The organism is Mucilaginibacter ginsenosidivorans, from assembly GCF_007971025.1.
Taxonomy (GTDB): Bacteria; Bacteroidota; Bacteroidia; order Sphingobacteriales; family Sphingobacteriaceae; genus Mucilaginibacter; species Mucilaginibacter ginsenosidivorans.
In genome coordinates this window covers 737,382-757,791 of sequence record NZ_CP042436.1, presented here as the reverse complement: position 1 = coordinate 757,791, position 20,410 = coordinate 737,382, and the positions used below count along the sequence as shown (strand labels likewise).

The 20,410-nt window shown below is 42.4% G+C and carries 17 protein-coding genes and 1 tRNA gene; 12 read left to right on the top strand and 6 right to left on the bottom strand.

The window, feature by feature from the left end; translation table 11 throughout:
- The first annotated feature begins 40 nt into the window (after positions 1 to 40).
- The 3 genes from FRZ54_RS03485 to FRZ54_RS03475 are packed head-to-tail and all read left to right on the top strand — an operon-like array spanning position 41 to position 2,403.
- A complete protein-coding gene (locus FRZ54_RS03485; RefSeq protein WP_147030260.1) occupies positions 41 to 817 on the top strand; it encodes an MlaE family ABC transporter permease in 777 nt (258 codons plus the stop codon).
- A gap of 1 nt (position 818) precedes the next feature.
- The gene (locus FRZ54_RS03480) at positions 819 to 1,598 is read left to right on the top strand and encodes an ABC transporter ATP-binding protein (protein ID WP_147030259.1); all 780 of its coding nucleotides are present in this window, start codon (positions 819 to 821) and stop codon (positions 1,596 to 1,598) included.
- 10 nt (positions 1,599 to 1,608) lie between these two features.
- Complete coding sequence (locus FRZ54_RS03475; protein WP_147030258.1) at positions 1,609 to 2,403, top strand: MlaD family protein; 795 nt, start codon at positions 1,609 to 1,611, stop codon at positions 2,401 to 2,403.
- A gap of 67 nt (positions 2,404 to 2,470) precedes the next feature.
- Here FRZ54_RS03475 and FRZ54_RS03470 read toward each other — a convergent pair whose 3' ends face one another.
- From FRZ54_RS03470 to FRZ54_RS03455, 4 genes are all read right to left on the bottom strand, one after another.
- Entirely contained in the window at positions 2,471 to 2,980 is a 510-nt protein-coding gene (locus FRZ54_RS03470) for a glutathione peroxidase (RefSeq protein ID WP_147030257.1), read from the bottom strand.
- Between the two features lie 84 nt (positions 2,981 to 3,064).
- Positions 3,065 to 3,493: an rRNA maturation RNase YbeY gene (ybeY, locus tag FRZ54_RS03465; RefSeq protein ID WP_147030256.1), complete on the bottom strand. Its 429-nt coding sequence runs from the start codon at positions 3,491 to 3,493 to the stop codon at positions 3,065 to 3,067.
- Positions 3,493 to 3,915 carry an ATP-binding protein gene (locus tag FRZ54_RS03460; protein WP_147030255.1) on the bottom strand — a complete coding sequence of 141 codons (423 nt, stop codon included), beginning with the start codon at positions 3,913 to 3,915 and terminating at the stop codon, positions 3,493 to 3,495. The genes ybeY and FRZ54_RS03460 overlap by 1 nt, the downstream gene beginning before the upstream one ends.
- Position 3,916: 1 nt before the next feature.
- On the bottom strand, positions 3,917 to 7,243 hold the full coding sequence (locus FRZ54_RS03455) for a DUF4175 family protein (protein WP_147030254.1): 3,327 nt from the start codon (positions 7,241 to 7,243) through the stop codon (positions 3,917 to 3,919).
- Positions 7,244 to 7,387: 144 nt separating this feature from the next.
- Here FRZ54_RS03455 and FRZ54_RS03450 point away from each other — a divergent pair, with 144 nt between their 5' ends.
- Positions 7,388 to 7,825 (top strand): MarR family winged helix-turn-helix transcriptional regulator, encoded by a 438-nt coding sequence (locus tag FRZ54_RS03450; RefSeq protein WP_147030253.1) that lies wholly within the window; start codon positions 7,388 to 7,390, stop codon positions 7,823 to 7,825.
- A 40-nt stretch (positions 7,826 to 7,865) separates the two neighbouring features.
- Positions 7,866 to 9,128, top strand: a complete 1,263-nt coding sequence (locus FRZ54_RS03445) for an MFS transporter (protein ID WP_147030252.1) — start codon at positions 7,866 to 7,868, stop codon at positions 9,126 to 9,128.
- Between the two features lie 6 nt (positions 9,129 to 9,134).
- On the opposite strand, the gene FRZ54_RS03440 is transcribed toward FRZ54_RS03445, so the two are convergent.
- The gene (locus tag FRZ54_RS03440; protein ID WP_147030251.1) at positions 9,135 to 9,509 is read right to left on the bottom strand and encodes a hypothetical protein; all 375 of its coding nucleotides are present in this window, start codon (positions 9,507 to 9,509) and stop codon (positions 9,135 to 9,137) included.
- Positions 9,510 to 10,156: 647 nt separating this feature from the next.
- Here FRZ54_RS03440 and FRZ54_RS03435 point away from each other — a divergent pair.
- The 7 genes from FRZ54_RS03435 to FRZ54_RS03405 all read left to right on the top strand — a co-directional run bounded on the left by FRZ54_RS03435 (position 10,157) and on the right by FRZ54_RS03405 (position 19,282).
- Complete coding sequence (locus FRZ54_RS03435; protein WP_147030250.1) at positions 10,157 to 11,743, top strand: vitamin K epoxide reductase family protein; 1,587 nt, start codon at positions 10,157 to 10,159, stop codon at positions 11,741 to 11,743.
- 495 nt (positions 11,744 to 12,238) lie between these two features.
- The gene (locus tag FRZ54_RS03430) at positions 12,239 to 13,402 is read left to right on the top strand and encodes a TlpA family protein disulfide reductase (RefSeq protein WP_147030249.1); all 1,164 of its coding nucleotides are present in this window, start codon (positions 12,239 to 12,241) and stop codon (positions 13,400 to 13,402) included.
- Positions 13,403 to 13,464: 62 nt separating this feature from the next.
- Positions 13,465 to 14,493, top strand: coding sequence for a glycosyltransferase family 61 protein (locus tag FRZ54_RS03425; protein WP_147030248.1), 1,029 nt, complete (start codon positions 13,465 to 13,467; stop codon positions 14,491 to 14,493).
- Between the two features lie 9 nt (positions 14,494 to 14,502).
- Positions 14,503 to 15,369 (top strand): DUF6625 family protein, encoded by an 867-nt coding sequence (locus FRZ54_RS03420; protein ID WP_147030247.1) that lies wholly within the window; start codon positions 14,503 to 14,505, stop codon positions 15,367 to 15,369.
- Positions 15,359 to 17,530 (top strand): peptidase domain-containing ABC transporter, encoded by a 2,172-nt coding sequence (locus FRZ54_RS03415; protein ID WP_147030246.1) that lies wholly within the window; start codon positions 15,359 to 15,361, stop codon positions 17,528 to 17,530. Before FRZ54_RS03420 ends, FRZ54_RS03415 begins: the two co-directional genes overlap by 11 nt.
- Position 17,531: 1 nt before the next feature.
- Positions 17,532 to 18,833 (top strand): HlyD family secretion protein, encoded by a 1,302-nt coding sequence (locus FRZ54_RS03410; protein WP_147030245.1) that lies wholly within the window; start codon positions 17,532 to 17,534, stop codon positions 18,831 to 18,833.
- 375 nt (positions 18,834 to 19,208) lie between these two features.
- A tRNA-Pro gene (locus FRZ54_RS03405) sits at positions 19,209 to 19,282 on the top strand.
- Between the two features lie 70 nt (positions 19,283 to 19,352).
- Here FRZ54_RS03405 and FRZ54_RS03400 read toward each other — a convergent pair.
- Positions 19,353 to 20,324 carry a GlxA family transcriptional regulator gene (locus FRZ54_RS03400; protein WP_147030244.1) on the bottom strand — a complete coding sequence of 324 codons (972 nt, stop codon included), beginning with the start codon at positions 20,322 to 20,324 and terminating at the stop codon, positions 19,353 to 19,355.
- Positions 20,325 to 20,410: the final 86 nt, after the last annotated feature.

The window sequence follows — 20,410 nt, the reverse complement described above, 5'->3', positions numbered from 1 at the left end:
GATTTTGAATTGTTTATAACAGGCACTATACGAATAACCAATGACAGACCAGGCATTACCAAAGTGGAAGAGATGGCTTGAAAGCAGCGGCGACCAGGTGATATTTCTGAAAGGATTTTTCAGGAATATGTTCCGGGGCGGGTTCGAATGGTCGGAGTTTGTTCGCCAATGCTACGAGATAGGTTACAAATCATTTACGCTGGTAGGTACTACAGCATTTATAATGGGGTTGGTTTTAGCATTACAGCTGAGGCCAACCCTTGTTGATTTTGGGGCGGAGAGTATGCTGCCCAAAACGCTTGCTGTCTCTATTATCCGCGAAATAGGACCCGTTATTACCGCTATTATTTGCGCCGGTAAAATATCCTCGGGTATAGGCGCCGAATTGGGCAGCATGAAGGTGACAGAGCAGATAGATGCGATGGATATATCCGGCGCCAACCCCATGCAATACCTTGTTGTTACACGAATATTGGCGACAACCTTAATGGTGCCCCTGCTTACGCTATTAGGCGACGTGCTTGGCCTTCTGGGGGGCTTCTTAGCCATCAATATTACAGGCAATGTAAGCTTGTTGCTTTATTTTCATAAATGCGTTGGCTCTATAGATTTCAGCGATTTTCTTCCCGCTTTTATTAAAACCATATTTTTTGGTTTTGTTATTGGCTTTATAGGCTGCTATAAGGGCTATAATTCCAACAAAGGGACCGAGAGTGTAGGACTTGCCGCCAATTCTGCGGTTGTAGCAGCTTCGCTCTGGATATTCGTTATCGACGCCATTGTGGTGCAGATAAGCAGTATTTTGATCTATCATTGATATGGAACACGCGGAGAAACATACCCGGGAACAAAAGAAATCATCCGAAAAAAAGGATGAGGTCGTTATCCATATTAAGGGACTCAAAAAGTCATTCGGTGAACATGAGGTTTTAAAGAACATAAACCTCGATGTAAAACGAGGTGAGAATGTGGTGGTGCTCGGTAAATCGGGTGAAGGAAAATCTGTTACCATCGAATGTATCGTGGGTAAACTTATACCGGATGAAGGAACCCTGACTGTTTTTGGTGAAGAGGTGGCGGAAATGAATGAGCGGCAGTTGAAAGAATTGCGAACCAAAATAGGCTTTTTGTTCCAGGGGGCGGCATTATACGATTCGATGACGGTGCGTGAGAACATGGAATTCCCTTTGACCAGGGTGCTTAAGCTAAAAGACAGGGCAGAAATAGATCAAAGGGTGGAGGATGTGCTTGAAAGTGTGGGTCTTGCTGATGCGGTAGATAAGATGCCCTCAGACCTGTCGGGCGGAATGCGTAAGCGCGCCGGCCTGGCGCGAACGCTGATAGTTAAGCCCGAGATCATGTTGTACGACGAGCCAACCACCGGCCTTGATCCGATAACCTCGCGCGAGATCAGCCAGCTGATCCTGGAGATGCAAAAAAAGTATAAAACTACGTCCATCATCATTACTCACGACATGGAATGCGCAAGCATAACCGCCGACAGGGTTGTGGTTATGGATGAAGGCGAATATATAGCTGAAGGCACGTTCGACAGCCTGAAAAAGTCGAAGGACGAGTTTGTCAGATCATTTTTTTAAAACTACAGTTATGAGAACCACTTCGGGACAAAAAATAAAGATCGGTGGGTTTGTACTGGCAGGCTTGGCCGTGCTGGTAGCCGGTATATTCCTTATAGGGAACAAGAGAGGCTTGTTTTCGACCACGTTCCACGTGCACGGCATGTTCAAAAACGTAAGCGGCCTGCAGGTAGGTAACAATGCCCGCTTTGCCGGTATCAATGTTGGCGTGGTTGAGAATATAGAGATCGTTAACGATACGACGGTTAAGGTGATGTTGTCCTTAGATGATAATGTGAGAAAGTTTATAAAGAAGGACGCAAAATTAAGCATAGGCAGCGATGGATTAATGGGAGATAAATTGGTGGTGATATCGCCTGGTGGCGCTGAAACCAACGAAATGGTCAGGAACGGGGACGAGTTAGCCGCCATTAACCCCATTGATGTAGACAAGATCATAAAGAAAGTGACCGGCATTGCCGATGACGCGGGTAACCTGATAGCTAGTCTTGCCAGTATTGTGGATAAGGTTGATAACGGCAAGGGTAGTATCGGCAGGCTGCTTAATAATGATAAAATGGCCAGGAACCTCGAAGGCACTATAAAACAAGCTCAAAGCACCATGGCCACGGTACACAAAACATCCGGCACGTTGAATGAGGACCTGAAGGCTGCCCAGCATAATTTCCTGCTAAGGGGATTTTTCAAGGACAAGAAAAAGAAACAGGAAAAGGCCCGGCAGGATTCGATCAAAAAAGTAAAAAAGGACTCGATAAAGAGAGTAAAGGCCGCTCAGCGGGATTCGCTAAAAAAGGCCGGCAATTAATTTCTGTAAAAAATAAAAGAGCCGCCTGATCCAGGCCGCTCTTTTTATATTAAATTTTGTCTCGGCGTTAGAGATACTTTGTCAATTCAGGCGAAAGCGGTGTAACTTGTGAACGGAAACGGTGCACCAGTTTACCATTTTCATCGATCAGGAATTTCTCAAAATTCCATTTGATCTCTCCTGTAAAATCAGGGTTCGGCGCTTCGGTCAGGTATTTGAACAATGGATCGATGTCATCGCCTTTTACACTTACCTTTTGGCTCAGCGGGAAAGTAACCCCATAGTTTTTCTGGCAGAACGATTTGATCTCCACAGCGGTCCCAGGCTCCTGTTGTCCAAAATTGTTAGCAGGAAAGCCTACCACAACCACTTTGTCTTTGTATTGGTCGGCTAATTTTTGCAGCTCGGCATACTGTGGCGTAAAGCCGCATTTGGACGCTGTGTTTACGATCAATACTTTTTTGCCCTTGTATTTGGCCAGGGAGAATGCGTCGCCGTCGATACTTTTCAATTTAAAATCGTAAACGGACGAAGGGGCGACAAATAATAAAGCAAATACGAATGCTAATATTTTCATGATTTTAAGAAATTTGGTTTCAGCTTGATATACGGTAAAGTTAGGGCTAATATTCTGGTTTTTTCACTGCCCGAAAGGTAGTACTTATGTAAAATTTCTTATACCTAAATATTGGTCCTCTTTACCTGTCATGATTTTTTTGGCACCTGCCGTTTTGTCTTTATATCCAAGCAAATGCAGGGCACCATGAATAATGACCCGGTGAAGTTCGTTTGTTTCGCCTGTGCCGAACTTTTCGGCATTCTCGCGGATGCGGTCGATAGAAATAAAAATATCACCTTCGATCTTTCCTGGTTTTTGGGAGTTGTCGAAGGTGATAATATCTGTGTAAGTGTCGTGATCCAGGTATTGCTGATTAATGGTCAGCAAATAGCCGTCTGAGCAGAAAATATAATTAAGTTCCCGTAGTTTATAACCTTCGGCAGCTATAGTGGCTTTTATCCATTGCTTTACCTTGAGTTTGTTTTTTAGATCGAAACGGATGTCTTCTTCAAAAAAATTTACAGAGGGCATTATATTTTAAAATGAAGTTCCACTTCATTTCCGGTCGAATTGAATACGCACTGGTCGGCCAGCTGTTTTACGATAAAAACGCCCCTGCCTGTCAGGTTTTCAAGATTTTCAACGGCGGTTGGGTCAGGTAAGTGCTCATAATCGAAGCCCGGTCCCTCATCGGTGATCGTCCATATCACGCGTTTCGGATCCACTTCGGCGTTTACGATCACTTTTTTGCTTTCGTCCAGTTTGTTGCCGTGTACAATAGCATTGATAGCGATCTCGTTAAGACAAGTCATCATATTAGCGAACGTATCTTCACTAACGTTATGTTTGTCAGCAATTTGCTCAATAAGGTTTTCCAGCAACGTTATGCTCTCCGGTTTTGACGGAAGCTGTAAAGTATAAAGTTCACTGGTCTGAACGTTCGCTTCTTGCATACTAATGGGCATTAAGTTGATCAAAGTAAGATTTTATTTTTTGTTTATAATACAAATTAAGTGCCGGAGATACAGTCTTAACTTGTTCGGTTTGTTTTTCATTAAGTTTCTGATAATCCTGTAACGCTTTTATGTATCCCGGAGGCAAATCCTTTCCTGCGTTGCTTTCGCGCTGCTGGTCCTGCTCTTGTTGCCGTTCAGCTTTCTCAGCTTCAAGTAGCCTGGTCTGGATCTGTTGCTGCCTCTTTAGCAGATCATCAGTTATTCGCCTGTTTACGATATCGTTTTCAGTTTGTTCCATTTCTTTTGAAATTTTGTCCAAATTGCCTAAACGACCGGTACCATCTTTATTCTCTTCCTGACTGATCTTATCAAGCGCTTCCCTTATTATTTGCTGCTCGCGAGCCATCCTGGCTAACTGCTGGCTCATGCCGCTTCGCTGACTTTGCGACATATTGCCTTGTTTCTGCAATTGATCGCGCATCTTTTGCATATTCTGGTTCAACTGCTGCTGCATCTTGTTAAGCTGCGACAACGAAGGTTGTTTCGACTTTCCACCACCGCCTTTCGAGTTTTTCATCGAGTTTTGCAACTGCTCCAGTGCTTCATTCAGCATCAGGGCCAGGTTATTCATCGATGTCATGGCATATTGCTGGTTTCGCCCGGCTTCCGGTGTACGGCGATCGCTCAAATTATCCAGCGCCTTGTCGATATGTTCATTGATGCCCGCTATCTCCTGGTTGACAGTCGATTGTATTTGCGGAACCCTTTTGCTCAACGAATATAAACTATCTTCCGCTGTTTTTAAATTATCTTTTATATCTTTTTGTTTTTGTGCTAATATACTATAATTTGGATCGGAAGGAGATGTGTTTTTTAACGTCTCCATTACTTTTTCCTGCTCGAATGAACTGTTAACGAGATTTTTCAATAATTCGCGTAACTGTTGAGCGTCTACATTGTTCTGGCTGTCCTCCTGTTCCTCATTTTTTTGCTGCAACTTGCTGGCTAACTGCTGCATTTGCTTAGAGGCCTGCTGCTGTTGTTCTGAAGCTTTTTGTTTATCGTTCTTTTGTAAGCTTTCAGAACTTTGCTGCATTTGCTCATCTATTTTTTGCTCATCATCTTTTGGATTTTCAAAATCATTTTTCTTTCCTGATGCTTCATCCTGTTTTTGCAGATCGTCCAACGATTTTTTTACATCCTGGAAATCCTGTTTCAGTTTTTCCTGTTGCTGCTGCAATTCCTGCTGACTGGCATCGCTTTGTTTTGCCTGGTCGGCTAATTTTTGCTGCTTTTCCGCAAGCTGATTTAATTGATTGACGCTCTGGTCTAATTTTTGGTCAAATTCCAGTTTTTTGTACAATTCCAATATACGGTCAAGTTCTTTCCGCAGCGACTTGTTGTCCATCTGCATTTTTGAAAGCTGATCGCGTGTTCCGTCTTTTTGCTCTTCGTTCATCAACTCCTGCAACTTCTGAAGCAGGTCGCGCGTTTTCTTATCAAGCACGTTGTTGAAAAGGTTTTCTATCTGTTTTTGCTTTTCCTCCAACTCTTTGGTCTGTTGCTGGTTTTCCCTGCGCTCATATGCATTTTTTTTGTTCTCGGCCTGTATGTCTTTTACCAGGTCATCCAGCTCTTTCTTTTTCTCCAGCAAATCGTCTATTTGTTTTTTCTCATCGAAGGAGAGCGTATTCTTATTCAGCAGCATTTGGTTAAGCTTTTGCGAATCATGCTCTATCTGGCCGGCGAGTTTTATAGCAGACTCCATTTTTTCCTTTACCACTTGTGTGCCTTTATCCAGCTGGTCGTTAACCTGCCTCTGATCGGGGATATTTAATGTGCGTTCCGGAGAACGTACTCTTTTGGGCCCAGTAACGCCATCGTTATCAGCAACTTCGAAATAGTACGAAACCTGGTCTCCGGGCCTGGCGGCAATATCTTTCAGGTTCCAATAGTAAAAGAAATCTGATTGGGTTTGGCCAAGATCGGCCTTTACTGATTTTGAGATCATCCTTTCTTCATTTTTATTTCCAGGGGTACCGATCTTGTAATTAAAAGTGAGCGAACTAAACCCGTGGTCGTCCTGTATCTTACCATCAAAATATAAGGCCTTGCTGCTTACGGAGTCACTTTTTTCGTTAACAGTGATAGCAGGCAGTTCGTCCCGTATGGCGTTGATGCGATATGCTGCGGAATCGCCGCGGTTTACAGCATTGCTGACGGGGGCCAATTTGTATATCGAATTCTTTAAAATCCTTTCGGTGTGCTCAAAAACATCCGTGCCACCCGGGCTTGCCTCGGTGGTTTTGTCGTTGATGCTGAATCCGATCCCATCGGCATTTTGTGTGTGCAGCTGCCATTTTACAATCGTTCCGGCCGGAATGGTTAGGTCGCCGGCGTTGGCTATGGTCTCATTTTTCTTATGCAGATACACTGGGTAAGTCAGTGCTACATCGAAATGAAGCAGCGAAGGTTTTAAACTCACTTTTACTTCGTAGGCCTGCGACTGGAACCCATTTCCAATAAACCGGAACGAGGTGTTTTTTTGAAGGTTGCTGAACTGGTAGTGGAACCGGCTGATATTTTCCTTATCAAGCTTGAATGTGTTGCTGCCCGTTTCAATATAGACATCTGCCGGCAGTTTATCGCCGTCAAGTTTCAGATCAATTTTTAGGTCCTGCCCCTGTATTGCTGATAGAGAATTGTTAAGCAATACAAATTTGAAAGGCGCCACCGGTGCGAAGTATTCGTTATGGCGTATCAGCTTTTTAGTGCTTTCGGTAAGTATGGATGGTGCTGCAAGGGCGATGACGCAAATGATGGCAATAGGAAAGATGATCCATTTCAGATATTTTGTATTCTCGCGGATGTTGACGGCGGATGGAAAACGGACCGGTTTGAGCGTTTCTATCTTTTGATCGATACTGGCGTCGATCAGGGCCCGGCTTTCAGGGCTGTTGTCAGCAAGTTTTTTAAGCTGAAGGGTATTCAGCAGCCTGTCGCTAACATCTGTAAAATGTTTTCCGATGATCTCAGCCGCCTGGTCGTGAGTAATGGTTTTGCCCAACCTGAGCCAGGCCATCAATGACGGAATAACCAGCCACGCTATCAAACCAACATTAAGGATGATGAAGAAATAGAAAAGAAAGGTCCGGAAGGTGGTGTTGAAATCGCCGTAGTATTCACCTACGGTAATGATAACATATGCTGAAAAAAGTCCCGCGCCGAGGAATATCAGGCCCCGTAATAAATTGTTGAGGTAATACTTGCGGATGAAAGTATTGATCTTCCCTATCAACAATTCGTAGTTTTCCGGTGTCCGCATAGCTATCAGGTGCCCAATCCGTCATTAAACGGATAAGGATGATCAAAATTATAACATTTAAATGAGAATTATACAGCCCTAAAAGGCATAAACGGCCTTATATTTGTAAGGTAAACTTATTAGTTTAACTAACTAATTTTTAATATGACTTCAAACCAGGATACACAGCTTGCTACCTCCCTCCGTAATTTACTTACCAGGTTGGTTAAGAAATTACGGAAAGAATCGGTAACCGGCCGGCAACTTTCGCTGACGGAGCGGTCAAGTATGGCGCTGCTACAGGAATATAAGCAACTGCTCCCGAGCGAACTGGCATCGATGGAGAAAATCACTAACCAAAGTATGTCGCAAATATTGGGTCATTTGTCCGGGCTTGGATATGTCAGCCGCAAAGGATCAGAAACAGACAAGCGTAAAGTGCTTATCTCGCTGACACCTGAAGGTGAAAAAATGCTTACCCAAATGCGTAACGAACGCGATGAGTGGCTTGCAAAAGCGATAAAGGAAAGCTGCACGGACGAAGAACAGGAGCTGTTGCGGAGGGCATTGTTGCCCCTAAAAAAATTAGTGGATATGGATTAATAGGAACGGTCTGCAGATCGTTCTGTGTGGAATTTACCAAATGAAAATAACAACGTTTAACGCATTTAAAAGCCGTAATTACCGGCTTTATATTACAGGGCAGTCTGTTTCGCTGATTGGCACATGGATGCAAAAGACAGCGGTAAGCTGGGTCATCTATTCCCTTACCCATTCAACATTTATGCTGGGGCTGACGCTTTTCGCGAGCCAGTTCCCGTCTTTTTTATTTTCGTTGATTGGTGGCGTCGTGTCCGACAGGTATGATCGTTTTAAAGTGCTTTTGGGCACCCAAATAGCATCTATGGTGCAGGCAACCATACTGGCGGTACTCATCCTGCTGGGGCATTACGCCGTTTGGGAGATACTGGCTTTAAGTGTTCTGCTCGGTATTATAAATGCTTTCGATGTGCCGGCAAGGCAGGCACTGGTGTTTGAAATGATAGACGACAAAAAAGATCTGCCGAACGCTTTGGCGCTTAACTCGTCGATGGTCAACCTGTCGCGACTTATAGGTCCGGCAATCGCCGGTTTTGTTTTGGAAACGATGGGCGATGGTACATGCTTCCTGCTCAATGCTTTGAGTTTCCTGGCGGTGATCGGCTCTTTGTTAATGATGCGTTTACCCCAATATACTGCAACTGTCCATGCAAAAAATGTAATTGGCGAATTGAAGGATGGATTTGAATACCTGAAGAAAACGCCTTCGATCGGTTTCGTAATCCTGATGCTGGGACTTATCAGCCTGTTTGTTTTACCTTATAGTACCTTACTGCCGGTATATGCCAAAGATATCTTTAAGGGGACGGCATCTACTTTTGGCGTTCTCGATAGCGTTATAGGGTTAGGCGCCTTTGGTGGGGCCATATTCCTGGCATCGCTCAAAGCCGGGAGCAACCTGAAGAAGATACTGGCTATTAATACGCTTATATTTGGGGCCGGGCTGATCCTTTTCTCGCACGAGGGAAATTACCCGCTGGCGCTGGCGTTTGCAACAGTAGCCGGATTTGGCATGATGTCGCAGATAACGGTAAGCAATACCCTGATACAAACCACGGTAGAACCACACATGCGCGGACGCGTGATAAGCTATTACGCGATGGCATTTTTTGGCATGCAGCCACTCGGCGGATTGTTGATTGGGTCGGTGTCAAAATGGATAGGTACGCCGGATACTATGCTTGCCGAAGGGGCTATTGCCTTGTTGATAGGTGTATTACACTTCAGATTTTTACGCCGGGAGCGGCTAAAAAATCAGCGGCAAATAAATGCAGTTGAAGAACAGGTTTTAGAAATGGCTTCTTAATTAATATCAATTTACCGCGAGCGATTGCTGTTTGACCGAGACCATTGTAGAAGGATCGTCGCCATTAATAAATACTTTTCCTTTTTCCTTGATTACTTTTCCGGTTACAGAAATGAAATGACCATTCACATCCTGGAATGTACTGGCGGGTTGCAATTTAGATTCATCGCTCAACTTTAGAACAACACCCTTTGAAAGATACTTGCTGCCAAAAGTAATGACCCATGTTTTCGATTTGGGTTCCCGCTCGATCTTGTACACATATCCATATGCAGACACTTTTTGCCCCACGTATTTCGAGGCTTCCTGTCCGGGGATGATATTTTGGGACGACGCCCTGAATGCTACAAATAACAGCGCTATAATGAAAATCCTTTTCATATGACTGTAATTTAATTTTTTTGTGGTTAATGTTTGAATAACCCGCCGTGAGATCAAAGTACTTTAAATAAAGTATTTATACGCGTTAATTATCAGAATATTATAACAACTAATTATAATGCAAATCTGATTTAAATGTAGTTAATATACAAACCGTTATATTCTTTTGTTAATAAGTATTTAACTATTAAATCATAAAAGAGTTTTATTTATTTAAAAAATTATATGGTTTGTTTTCAGCGACTTATGGTTCGCGTAAAATAATGCTTAATAATAAATTTATTTGCTCCGGTCAAAACATGCTGATGAATAAAAAAATTTTAGCCAGTTATAAATTTGACAGGTAAAAAGTAATAGCATCATAATAGAGTCAGCTTTTAGAAGAGTATTGTCTGATGAATTGTATCCACCCGAAAAACAAAAGGACTCGCAACTTTTAAGCGGAAAAACAATCGCCCCTGTTTTCTGTCAGGATATTTTGCATACTGGCTGATAACGTAGTTTCTATACATCATTTTACGGCCCGAAAATCAAATAGTCAGTGAAAACACCCCCCCAAATTACCGTGAAAACACCGATTGATTTCCCAAAAGTTAAATTTTAGCTTACTCAGGTAAATAATTATACCCTAACCTTTCTAATAACCTATGCAATTATTTGATAATCAAAACAATGCAGATTCCGTCGTTATTGGGCTGCTTAAGGAATTATCCGTCAATGTAAGATCTGAGGATATTATTGCGGAGCTTGAAAAACATCCAGAGTATCCGAGTATGCTGGCGATAAGTGATGTATTGAACTGGTTTGAAATAGACAATGCCGCGTATCGCATAGAGACAAGTGAGTTAGCCGAAGTGCCGGTGCCTTTTATTGCTCATACCCTTAAAAATGATTTCGTTGTAGTAAGCAAAATATCTGCTGGAGAACTTACTGTATCGGACCATAAACAAAAGAATTATAAAATACCGGTAAAAAACGCCGCCCAGTTTTTCGACGGCGTGGTCCTGGCTGTGCAGCCATCGCTGTCGGGGTACGGCTATCCCCCAAAAAATACATGGAGTGCGATTTTCAAATATAAGGACGTTATTATATATCTACTTGCGGGAATCGTGCTTAGCGGGATACTGCTCAATAATCATTATTTTACCAATTTAAGCTGGCAGGTGGCCCTGCTGACGATAAGTAAAACTACAGGACTGGTTACTTCGATCTTGCTGTTGGTACAGAGTATAGACAAAAATAACCCACTTATACAAACCTTGTGTACCGGCAACGGAAAAAGCGATTGCAACGCTATTCTTTCCTCAAAAGCCGCCAAATTGTTCAGCTGGCTAAGCTGGAGCGAAGTTGGTTTCTTCTACTTTGCCGGCACTTTGCTTGCACTGCTGTTTAGTAATGGTTCGGTAGCATCGCTGCAGGTTCTTGCCTTTTTAAACCTGGTTAGCCTGCCGTATACATTTTATTCCATTTTTTACCAGGCTCGCACAGCAAAACAATGGTGCGTGCTTTGTTGCACCGTCCAGGCCTTGCTTTGGATCGAATTTATTCCCCTGGTTACTTTTCTGAAATCCCCTGTTTTATTACCGGGCGTTAGCCAATGGCTGTCTATTTTGGCATGCCTGGCCTTACCCGTAGCCACATGGATACTTTTGAAACCATTATTACTGAAGGCCCAGCAGCTGAAAACATTAAAACCACAATTGCAAAAGTTTAAATACAATAAGGAACTGTTTGATACCGCCCTGCAAAGCCAGCCCAAATACGCTTTGCCTTCCGATGACTGGAGTATTGTATTGGGTAATGTGGAGGCCGCCACTATCATCACCATGGTAAGTAACCCCTATTGCCCCCCTTGCAGCAAAACCCACCAGGAACTGGACAACTGGCTGGGCAGGCTGGATGATATTCAGCTGCGCATTGTTTTTACCGCCGACAATACGGAGAATGATAACAAAACTCCGGTGGTGCGACATTTGATGGCGCTGAATGAAACCGGTGACAAAGCATTGATAAAACGCGCCCTGCACGATTGGTATGAACAAAAACAAAAGGATTATAACGCCTGGGCCGATGTTTACCCCGTGCAATTGGATGAAAACCAATATTATAAACTTAACGAACAAAAAGCTTGGTGCGAAATGGCGGAGGTAAAAGCTACCCCCACCCTCCTAATTAACGGCTACGTTTTGCCGGCAGATTACCAGGTAGAAGATATTAAATACATGCTGGCGTAGCAGCTTTTAAGATACTTTGCAAGGTAAAGGAGCATGCCTTTTAAAAAGCCGGTTGTACCGTGATACCTAAACTTACATATCTAAATTTTAAACTTATTCTATTACGAAAGAAAAATTAAGCTTAAAAAGCATTAAAAATGTTTTGAGCAGGGGAGAAATGAAAATGATTATGGCGGGAGTGGTGGGGGTAGTTGTCAAGCGACGGCAGTATGTAAAGATGGCACTGTCGTAGCAGGCTATTTCAATTGCAGTGATACAAATGGAGATGACGGTGACGTAGCTTGTGGAAATCATGGTCCTTCAACTTCTTGTGAATGTGATCACCACTAAAAAACGATCAAAACTTACGAGGTTTAATGCCTCGTAAGTTTTGATACGTTAACAATAATAAGCAAGCATGATAAGATTAGCCCTGTTATTGGAACGAACCTAAAAATCCATTTGGGCTATCTTAGCAATTTGGTTTATGATTTAAACAAATCTGTCAACTTTTATATGAAAAAGTTATCGTTGTTATGTATCCTATGTTTGATATTATGTACCCTCAGTCGCGGTCAAACTAACTCTAATAGGCAGTCAAATGCAAGTATTACCCTTATTATAAAAAATTCCCCTGAACAACTGTTTATTTTGCGGAGTAGCCGGCAAGGCTTAGGATACGACATAATTGATTCGGCTATGCTGGGGAAAAATGGAGGAATTGACAGTTTAACATATGATCTGAGTATTGAAGGACGGGAGTGCCACCTAGGTCTGATATTTTCTGAAAAGAAACCGGAACGTTTCATTCCAGTAATTGCACCTGGTGAACATCTGAAAATTACCATTGATTTCAATAAACTGAACGCTATTACATATGATGGGTCAGCACGAACGCGCGAATTTTTACAGTATTGGAATACCATAATGGCAATTGGGCCTAACTATGCTGATTACAAAATTGCACTAAATAACCACAGCAAGGATAGTGTTATACTAAAGCATAAATTAGATTCTATTGATAACCTAAAGCGAACATTTATAAGAAAAACTATTTTCAATACTGATTGTGCGTATGTTGTAGTTTTAGCGTTAATGGAATCGCAGGGGGGGGTAGTAGCTTACACCCAAGAGGAATTCACTAAGCTTAAAGAAAAATTTAAGGACGATAACCCAACGTTACAACAAATCAACATCAACGAAAGGTTGCAAATTCATCCGTTCAATACAAAACCTAAACCTGCCAACGGTACCCATTTAGCAGGCTTTACGTTGCCGGATAAAGATGGCAAACTGGTTAGCCTGTCCCAATTTAAGGGCAAATACGTTCTCGTTGATTTTTGGGCCAGTTGGTGTGCGCCTTGCCGGAAGGAATCTCCTTATCTCAAAAGGGCTTTGCAGCGTTTTGGTAACAATAATTTTGTGATTTTGAGCGTGTCCATCGATAAAAGCCTTGATGATTGGGAAAAAGCAATTATAAAGGATGGCACACAAAGTTTTGTTCATTTGATTGATATTAGAGGAGGAGAAAGTCCCGTCACAAATCAATATAACATTGAGACAATCCCAGGCAACTTTCTTATCGACCCAACCGGAAAAGTGATTGATAAGGACTTAAGAGGTGAAAAGCTGATTGCAAAGATTGCTGAACTTATTCAGGAAAAAAATGGAAAGAAATAACGGGTTTGGAACTGCATAATAATTGAACATTTCAATCTTAATCCATACACCCAAATACTGATATGAAGATCACCGTACCCCTTCCTATAAATATCACGGGCGAAAACACCGGCCTTTATGAACCGTATCGGTTTTACGAGGTAAACCGGCAACAGGTGAAAAAGTTAAAAAACGTGTTCGTCGGAAATTCGGGTTTTTGCCTCAATGGCAAAGGCCTGATCAAAGAATGCCACCATAAGCACCCCCATCAATATGGTGACTATCAAAGCGAAGCCGCGCATTATTACTATGATGTGTCCGATCATCCGGAAAACCTGGTAACACTGGACGATGATAATACTTATTTGGTAATACACCATCCCTGGTATAACTATTATCACTGGGTCTGCGAGTCCCTTTTCAGGCTATGGATGGTAAGGCATCAGCTCGATAAGCTTATTTTAGTACTGCCGGCACGTTATAAACACGCTGATTTTATCATGGGCTCCCTTGAACCATTTCAAATAAAGAACATATACTTTATACCCGATGGCAAAAGCATCTTGGTGAAAAACCTTTGTTTGCCACAAATTAAGCCGGTGTGTGATTCGTACAATGCGCGTCATTTAAAACAAGTCAGCAGTTTTTACAGAAATTATGCATCCTCAAAACCGGAAATTCAGGCAGGCAAAATAGAAAAACTATACGTAAGCCGTCATTTTGCCAATAGAAGAAAAGTAATAAATGAAGCCGATATTTTACCGGTGTTAGAAAAACATGGCTTTATTATCTTTTATCCTGAACACTTTTCGTTCCTTCAGCAGGTTGCCATTTTCGCTAATGTGAAATATTTAGTCGGCGAACATGGTTCCGGTATAACGAATTTGCTGTTTATGCAAAAAGGCACATCGGTATTAGAACTGCATAAGAGCAAAATAAACGACTTTGATCATCCAAGCCCCTTGTTTTGGTATATGGCACATGCCTTGGACATTAACTATTACCACCAGGTTTGTCAAACTTCTGGAAGAGAGGATTATTTTGAAGGCGACTATATTATTGATGCGGATTTACTGGAACGAAATTTAACCTTAATGTTGAATAAAATTTAGCTTTTGACTATGAAACCGGATAAAAGCCTCGCCTTGCTCGTCTGCTACTTCGGTAAACTGCCCTGGTATTTTGACTATTTTGTTTACTCATGCAAATACAACCCAACAGTTGATTTCTTTATTATTACCGACAACATCGATTTTTGCAAACCCTTGCCCAAAAATGTAAACCTGATCTATAAAACGCTTGATGAAATAAGCATCCTGGCTACCGAAAGACTAGGGTTCCCTGTGTGTATATCTTACGGGTACAAACTTTGTGATTTTAAGCCGGCATACGGAATTATATTTTCAGATATACTAAAAGGTTATGATTGGTGGGGCCATATCGACCTTGACATCATCTTCGGCGATATCCGCACTTTTATGACTGATGAACTATTAAGTAGTTACGACCTGGTGAGTGTCAGGCCCGATTGGCTGCCCGGATGTTTTTTGTTATTTAAAAATACGGAAAAAACAAATACCCTTTTTACCCATAGTAAAGACTTTAAAAAAGTCTTCAGCAACGATAAGCATTATTGTTTCGACGAAACCAATTTCGCTCATGACGATTTTACGGATGGCAAATCGTACCTTGATGTCAATACTGAAATTGAGAGTATGATGCATGTGGTAAAAAGATTGGAAGGGGCCGGATACATTAAATCTTATTTTGACCTGCACATTATTGAAGGTGTTCCTGGCAAATTGAAATGGGAAAACGGGAAACTGTACTATCGCGGTAAGTATGAAATACTTTTATACCATTTGATAAGTTTAAAAAAGAGTTATACGCCAAAAAACAACCTGATTAAAATACCAGGTAGCTTCGCCATTAGCCCTTCAAAAATTTATAATATCAAAAACTCCAAAATCGTGGTAGATGGCCTTTAACCTTTATAGACAATTGGACGGTATGGACTGCGGTCCGTCATGCCTGCGTATGGTGGCCAAACATTATGGCCGCAATTTCAATCTGCGCACTTTAAGCGAGCTTTGCGGTTTTAACCGCGAGGGTATATCCTTGCTGGGGCTGAGCGACGCATCCGAAAAGATCGGGTTCCGTTCGCTTGGCGTAAAATTGACTGCCGATCAATTAAAACAGGCCGAGTTACCCTGTATCCTGCATTGGCGCCAAAACCATTTTGTAGTATTATATAAGATCAAAGGTGACAAATATTACCTGGCCGACCCGGCGAGCGGCTTGCAAATGCTGGAAGGGCCTGATTTTAAGCGGGCTTTTGTAAGCGACGAAGATATGGGGGTTGCCCTGCTGCTAAGCCCTACTCCTCAATTTTACGAGCAGGATGACGAAAAAGGGAGCGAGGTGCGCTGGTCGTTCCTGCTGCGTTATCTTATCACCTATCGTAAATTGGTTATACAATTGCTGTTCGGTTTGGGTATAGGCAGCGTACTACAACTAATCACACCATTTTTAACCCAGTCGGTGGTCGATATTGGCATCAACACGCGTAACCTTAATTTCATTTATATTATTCTGATCGCTCAAAGCATGCTCATAATCGGGCGTGTAAGTGTCGAGTTTATCCGCTCGTGGATATTGCTGCATATCAGTACACGGGTTAACATATCAATCCTCACGGATTTTCTCATCAAGCTGATGAAGCTGCCGATGAACTTCTTCGATACTAAAATGACCGGCGATATTATGCAGCGAATGAACGACCAGAAAAAGATAGAAAGCTTTCTGACGGGTTCTACCCTCAGCACCGTTTTTTCTTTGTTCAATCTGCTTGTGTTTTCAGTTGTACTGGCATATTATAACGTCGCTATTTTCTTCGTATTTGTTGTAAGCAGTATATTATACACCAGCTGGATACTCATATTTTTAAAACGCCGCAGGGTGCTCAATTATAAAAGCTTCGAAGTATCGGCCAGGAACCAAAGCAGTATAGTACAATTGGTAAGCGGCATGCAGGAGATAAAGCTAAACAATTGCGAACAGCAAAAACGCTGGGAATGGGAGCATATACAGGCCCGCCTTTTTAAATTCAACGTCAAGAACCTGGCGCTGAACCAGTACCAGCAGGGCGGTTCTACCTTTATTAACGAAGGAACGAACTTACTGATCACCTTTTTAAGTGCTAAAGCAGTTATTGACGGTAATCTTACGCTGGGAGCGATGATGGCTGTGCAGTATATTATCGGGCAACTAAACAGCCCGATACAGCAATTTTTAGGGTTTATACAGGGCTACCAGGATGCTAAGATAAGCCTGGAACGTTTAAACGAGATCCACCAGATGGATGATGAAGAACCAGCGGGCAAGGAATGGAACCACACCCTGCCCGAAAACAGGAGCATCAGCCTAAATGCTGTTACTTTTCGCTATCCCGGCGCCGGTAACGAACCTGTTTTAGAGCATATTGACCTGCACATTTCCCAGGGTAAAACAACAGCCATTGTAGGCATGAGCGGGAGTGGTAAAACGACGATTTTAAAATTACTGCTTAGGTTTTACCTTCCTGAAAAAGGAGAGATAAAGGTTGGCGAGCAATCACTAAATAATATCGGTTTTAAAACCTGGCGTGGCCAGTGCGGGGTAGTAATGCAGGATGGCTTTATTTTTTCGGATTCCATAGAAAGAAACATTGCCGTAGGCGATGATTACCCGGACAAAATAAAACTGCGCCATGCCATTAAAGTAGCTAACATACAGGACTTTATCGACGGGTTGCCTTTGGGCCTGAATACGAGGATAGGTGCCGAGGGTAATGGCATAAGCCAGGGGCAGCGCCAGCGCATACTGATAGCCAGGGCCGTTTATAAAAATCCCGAATACATCTTTTTTGATGAGGCAACCAACGCCCTCGACGCCAATAATGAGCGGGTAATTATGAATAACCTGCAGGAGTTTTTTGCAGGACGAACGGTGATCGTTGTGGCGCACCGCTTAAGTACGGTTAGCCACGCAGACAATATAATTGTACTCGACAAAGGCCGTATCATTGAGCAGGGTACGCATCAGGAGTTGACAGCGCTAAAAGGCGATTATTATAAATTAGTTAAAAACCAATTAGAGTTAGGGACATAATATGCCGGTTTCAGTTATAGAAAATGGTCAGGAGGTTCGCCACACCGACGATATGCAGGACATCATTACAACTGTGCCTTCGTGGATACTTCGTTGGGGTATAACGTTATTTTTTGCCCTGCTGGTTTTATTAGTGGGGCTATCTGCCTTTATCCGTTATCCCGACATCGTAAATGCGTCCTTAACCATTTATTCGCCAAATTCGCCTAAACCAATTGTGGCAAAAATACAGGGGAAACTGGTTAAGTTACTGGTAAAGGAAAATGAGTACGTTGCTGCCGGGCAACCATTGGCTTATATAGAAAGTACAGCTGATCATGGAAAAATATTAAATCTGCTGACAAATCTGAATAGTCTTCAAAAACATGTTTTAGAAAATAAACCGATAAGCAATATACTTTTTAACCAGGCTGACAATTCTCAGTTCGGCGAATTGCAATCGGCCTACCAGGTTTTTTTCCAGGAGTATTTGTTGTACAAATCTTCAATAAACGATGGTTTGGATGTAAAAAAGAAAGCTTATCTTCAAAAAAACCTTGTTGATATCGATAAGCAGGAGCAGCAACTGAATGCACAAAAAAGCATGCAGCAAAAAGATTTTGGTTTAGCAATCGATGAATACGCCATGCATAAAAAACTCGCAAGTGAAAAGGTAGAAACACCAGCGGAGTTGCGGCAGCAAGAAAGTAAATACCTTGCGAAGAAAGCGCCGTTAATACAGACAGAATCCGCTTTAATTAGCTTAAATAACGATTATTTAGCCAAGCAAAAGGAAATATTGGAGCTGGATAATGAAATTGAACAGGAAAAGTTCAAGTTTATTCAGGCACTTAATAGCCTGATAAGCCAGGTGGAAGATTGGAAAAGTAAATATGTTTTAACGGCATCCCAGCCCGGGAAATTAGCTTTTGCCAACATTGTTCAGGAAAATGAAGTAATTAACGCAAATCAGCAGATATTTTACATTAATCCGGAGAATGAGCAATTTTTTGGCCAAATGGCGATACCACAAAATAGTATGGGTAAGGTAAAAGAAGGGCAGCAGGTATTGATCAAGCTGCATAGTTACCCGTTCGAAGAATACGGCATGTTAAGGGGGCGCATTAGCAATATTTCTGATATACCCTACAAAGACAGCGTATTTTTATCAAGGGTTGATTTTAAGATCAATAAAACATCGGATATGAAACGATCCATCCACCTAAAGCAGGGGATGCTGGCTGACGCTGAAATTGTTACACAGGATGCAACCATCTTACAAAGGATCAGTAGAAACATCATTAAGGTTATTAACAATAAGTAGTTACTATGCCAACTGAACTTCAAATACCTATTTCAGTTAATAGCAGTTCTAATTCGGAAAATTCGCGGGACAGGGACTATTAGGTACCGAGGGGGTGGGCCGAATTGCTAAATCATTAAGGTAAAGAAACAGACAACTGGTCGGTGGACTAACATAAGATTTATATAATTGAACAAAGTCTTACAGGAAGTTTATCATGTGACTTTTACATGAAATCTAACTTGCATATATTTGCGTCATCAACATGTATGTACTTTGTTGTGTCACCGGACATGTTGATGGAGTTTATCAAATAGAATTTTAACTAAGCCTGCCCTCGCAACATGCTGATAAAGTGCAGTAAATGGTTTAGATGAATGGGATAAACACCACTTTCGGGATGTAGCGTAGCCCGGTATCGCGCCAGCATGGGGTGCTGGAGGTCGGAAGTTCGAATCTTCTCATCCCGACTTTATGTCGGATGGCCTTATGGAGAAATTCATAAGGCTTTTTTTATATCGCGCGCCCAAACGTTATAGATCAAGCCTGGCTGAATTTGACCCGGTATTCCCACGGTGTTATACCGGCTATTTTCTTAAATACCATGCGGAACGCTTTGACATCAGTATAGCCAACATCGTACATAATCTCGCTGATATTTTTCCTGCCAGATTCAAGGCCCCTTTTTGCAGCCTCAATTTTCACACGCTGGATATAATCCACGGGAGAAATTTTTGTTGCACGCTTAAATCGCCGCGAAAAATTTACCCGGTTCATCGCGCAGCGATCTGCAAGAAAATCGACAGTTAGTTTCTCTTCTATATTATGTTCGATGTATTCCTGGATTGCCCTGATCTCTGTATCAGGATGTTCCTTTAGTCCCTCAAATACTATAAAAGGCGATTGGGAACTACGTTCGATGTCGATTTGGAGCACCTTGGCACAGTATAAGGCTGCCTCCCGGCCGTTGTATTTTTCAACCAGGTATAGTACCAGGTTAAGGCTCGATGTTGCACCACCTGCTGTATACAGGCCTTTATGGTCGGTTATGATCTTGTTTGTGGCCAGTTTATGGTCGGGGAAAAAGCTTCGGAACTGCGCTTCGGCCTTCCAGTGTGTCGCGCACGATTGACCCTTAAGCAGTCCGGTGGCGGCTAGCAGAAATGCCCCTGTACACAAGCTCGCAACTTCTGCCCCTGCTTTATATTGCCTGGCCACCCAGTCCAGCGCATCGCGGCTATTGCTGATCGCAAAATCATTCCGGCTGTCAAAACTCGGCAAAATAATAAGGTCGGTTTTATTTATTGCGGCTACGTCCTTCAAACCCTGGAAGGAAAAAAAGGTATTTAATAATTTCTGTTGCAGGTTTACCCCGGCCAGCTGGATATCATAGTAAGGCTGTTCACCCTTGTTCACATAAAACTCGTTAGCTTTTTGAAAAACCTCGATGGCCCCGAATAGGCAGCTGGGTTTAAGTTCGCCGTCGGCCATTAGAAATGTCACTTGTTTCATACTGCAAGTTACAGCAACAATTTTGCACAAACAACCCCTTAAGTTGTTAAATGTACACCCCTTTCGGGGGTAAATTAACCTTTAGG

Excerpts from the sequence above, each read along its gene's own strand:
- FRZ54_RS03400 (WP_147030244.1), bottom strand. The coding sequence starts at position 20,324 with ATGAAACAAGTGACATTTCTAATGGCCGACGGCGAACTTAAACCCAGC.
- FRZ54_RS03470 (WP_147030257.1), bottom strand. The coding sequence starts at position 2,980 with ATGAAAATATTAGCATTCGTATTTGCTTTATTATTTGTCGCCCCTTCG.
- FRZ54_RS03410 (WP_147030245.1), top strand. The coding sequence starts at position 17,532 with ATGCCGGTTTCAGTTATAGAAAATGGTCAGGAGGTTCGCCACACCGAC.
- FRZ54_RS03420 (WP_147030247.1), top strand. The coding sequence starts at position 14,503 with ATGAAACCGGATAAAAGCCTCGCCTTGCTCGTCTGCTACTTCGGTAAA.
- FRZ54_RS03425 (WP_147030248.1), top strand. The coding sequence starts at position 13,465 with ATGAAGATCACCGTACCCCTTCCTATAAATATCACGGGCGAAAACACC.
- FRZ54_RS03485 (WP_147030260.1), top strand. The coding sequence starts at position 41 with ATGACAGACCAGGCATTACCAAAGTGGAAGAGATGGCTTGAAAGCAGC.
- FRZ54_RS03440 (WP_147030251.1), bottom strand. The coding sequence starts at position 9,509 with ATGAAAAGGATTTTCATTATAGCGCTGTTATTTGTAGCATTCAGGGCG.
- FRZ54_RS03460 (WP_147030255.1), bottom strand. The coding sequence starts at position 3,915 with ATGCAAGAAGCGAACGTTCAGACCAGTGAACTTTATACTTTACAGCTT.
- FRZ54_RS03450 (WP_147030253.1), top strand. The coding sequence starts at position 7,388 with ATGACTTCAAACCAGGATACACAGCTTGCTACCTCCCTCCGTAATTTA.
- FRZ54_RS03435 (WP_147030250.1), top strand. The coding sequence starts at position 10,157 with ATGCAATTATTTGATAATCAAAACAATGCAGATTCCGTCGTTATTGGG.
- FRZ54_RS03445 (WP_147030252.1), top strand. The coding sequence starts at position 7,866 with ATGAAAATAACAACGTTTAACGCATTTAAAAGCCGTAATTACCGGCTT.
- ybeY (WP_147030256.1), bottom strand. The coding sequence starts at position 3,493 with ATGCCCTCTGTAAATTTTTTTGAAGAAGACATCCGTTTCGATCTAAAA.
- FRZ54_RS03475 (WP_147030258.1), top strand. The coding sequence starts at position 1,609 with ATGAGAACCACTTCGGGACAAAAAATAAAGATCGGTGGGTTTGTACTG.
- FRZ54_RS03430 (WP_147030249.1), top strand. The coding sequence starts at position 12,239 with ATGAAAAAGTTATCGTTGTTATGTATCCTATGTTTGATATTATGTACC.
- FRZ54_RS03480 (WP_147030259.1), top strand. The coding sequence starts at position 819 with ATGGAACACGCGGAGAAACATACCCGGGAACAAAAGAAATCATCCGAA.
- FRZ54_RS03455 (WP_147030254.1), bottom strand. The coding sequence starts at position 7,243 with ATGCGGACACCGGAAAACTACGAATTGTTGATAGGGAAGATCAATACT.
- FRZ54_RS03415 (WP_147030246.1), top strand. The coding sequence starts at position 15,359 with ATGGCCTTTAACCTTTATAGACAATTGGACGGTATGGACTGCGGTCCG.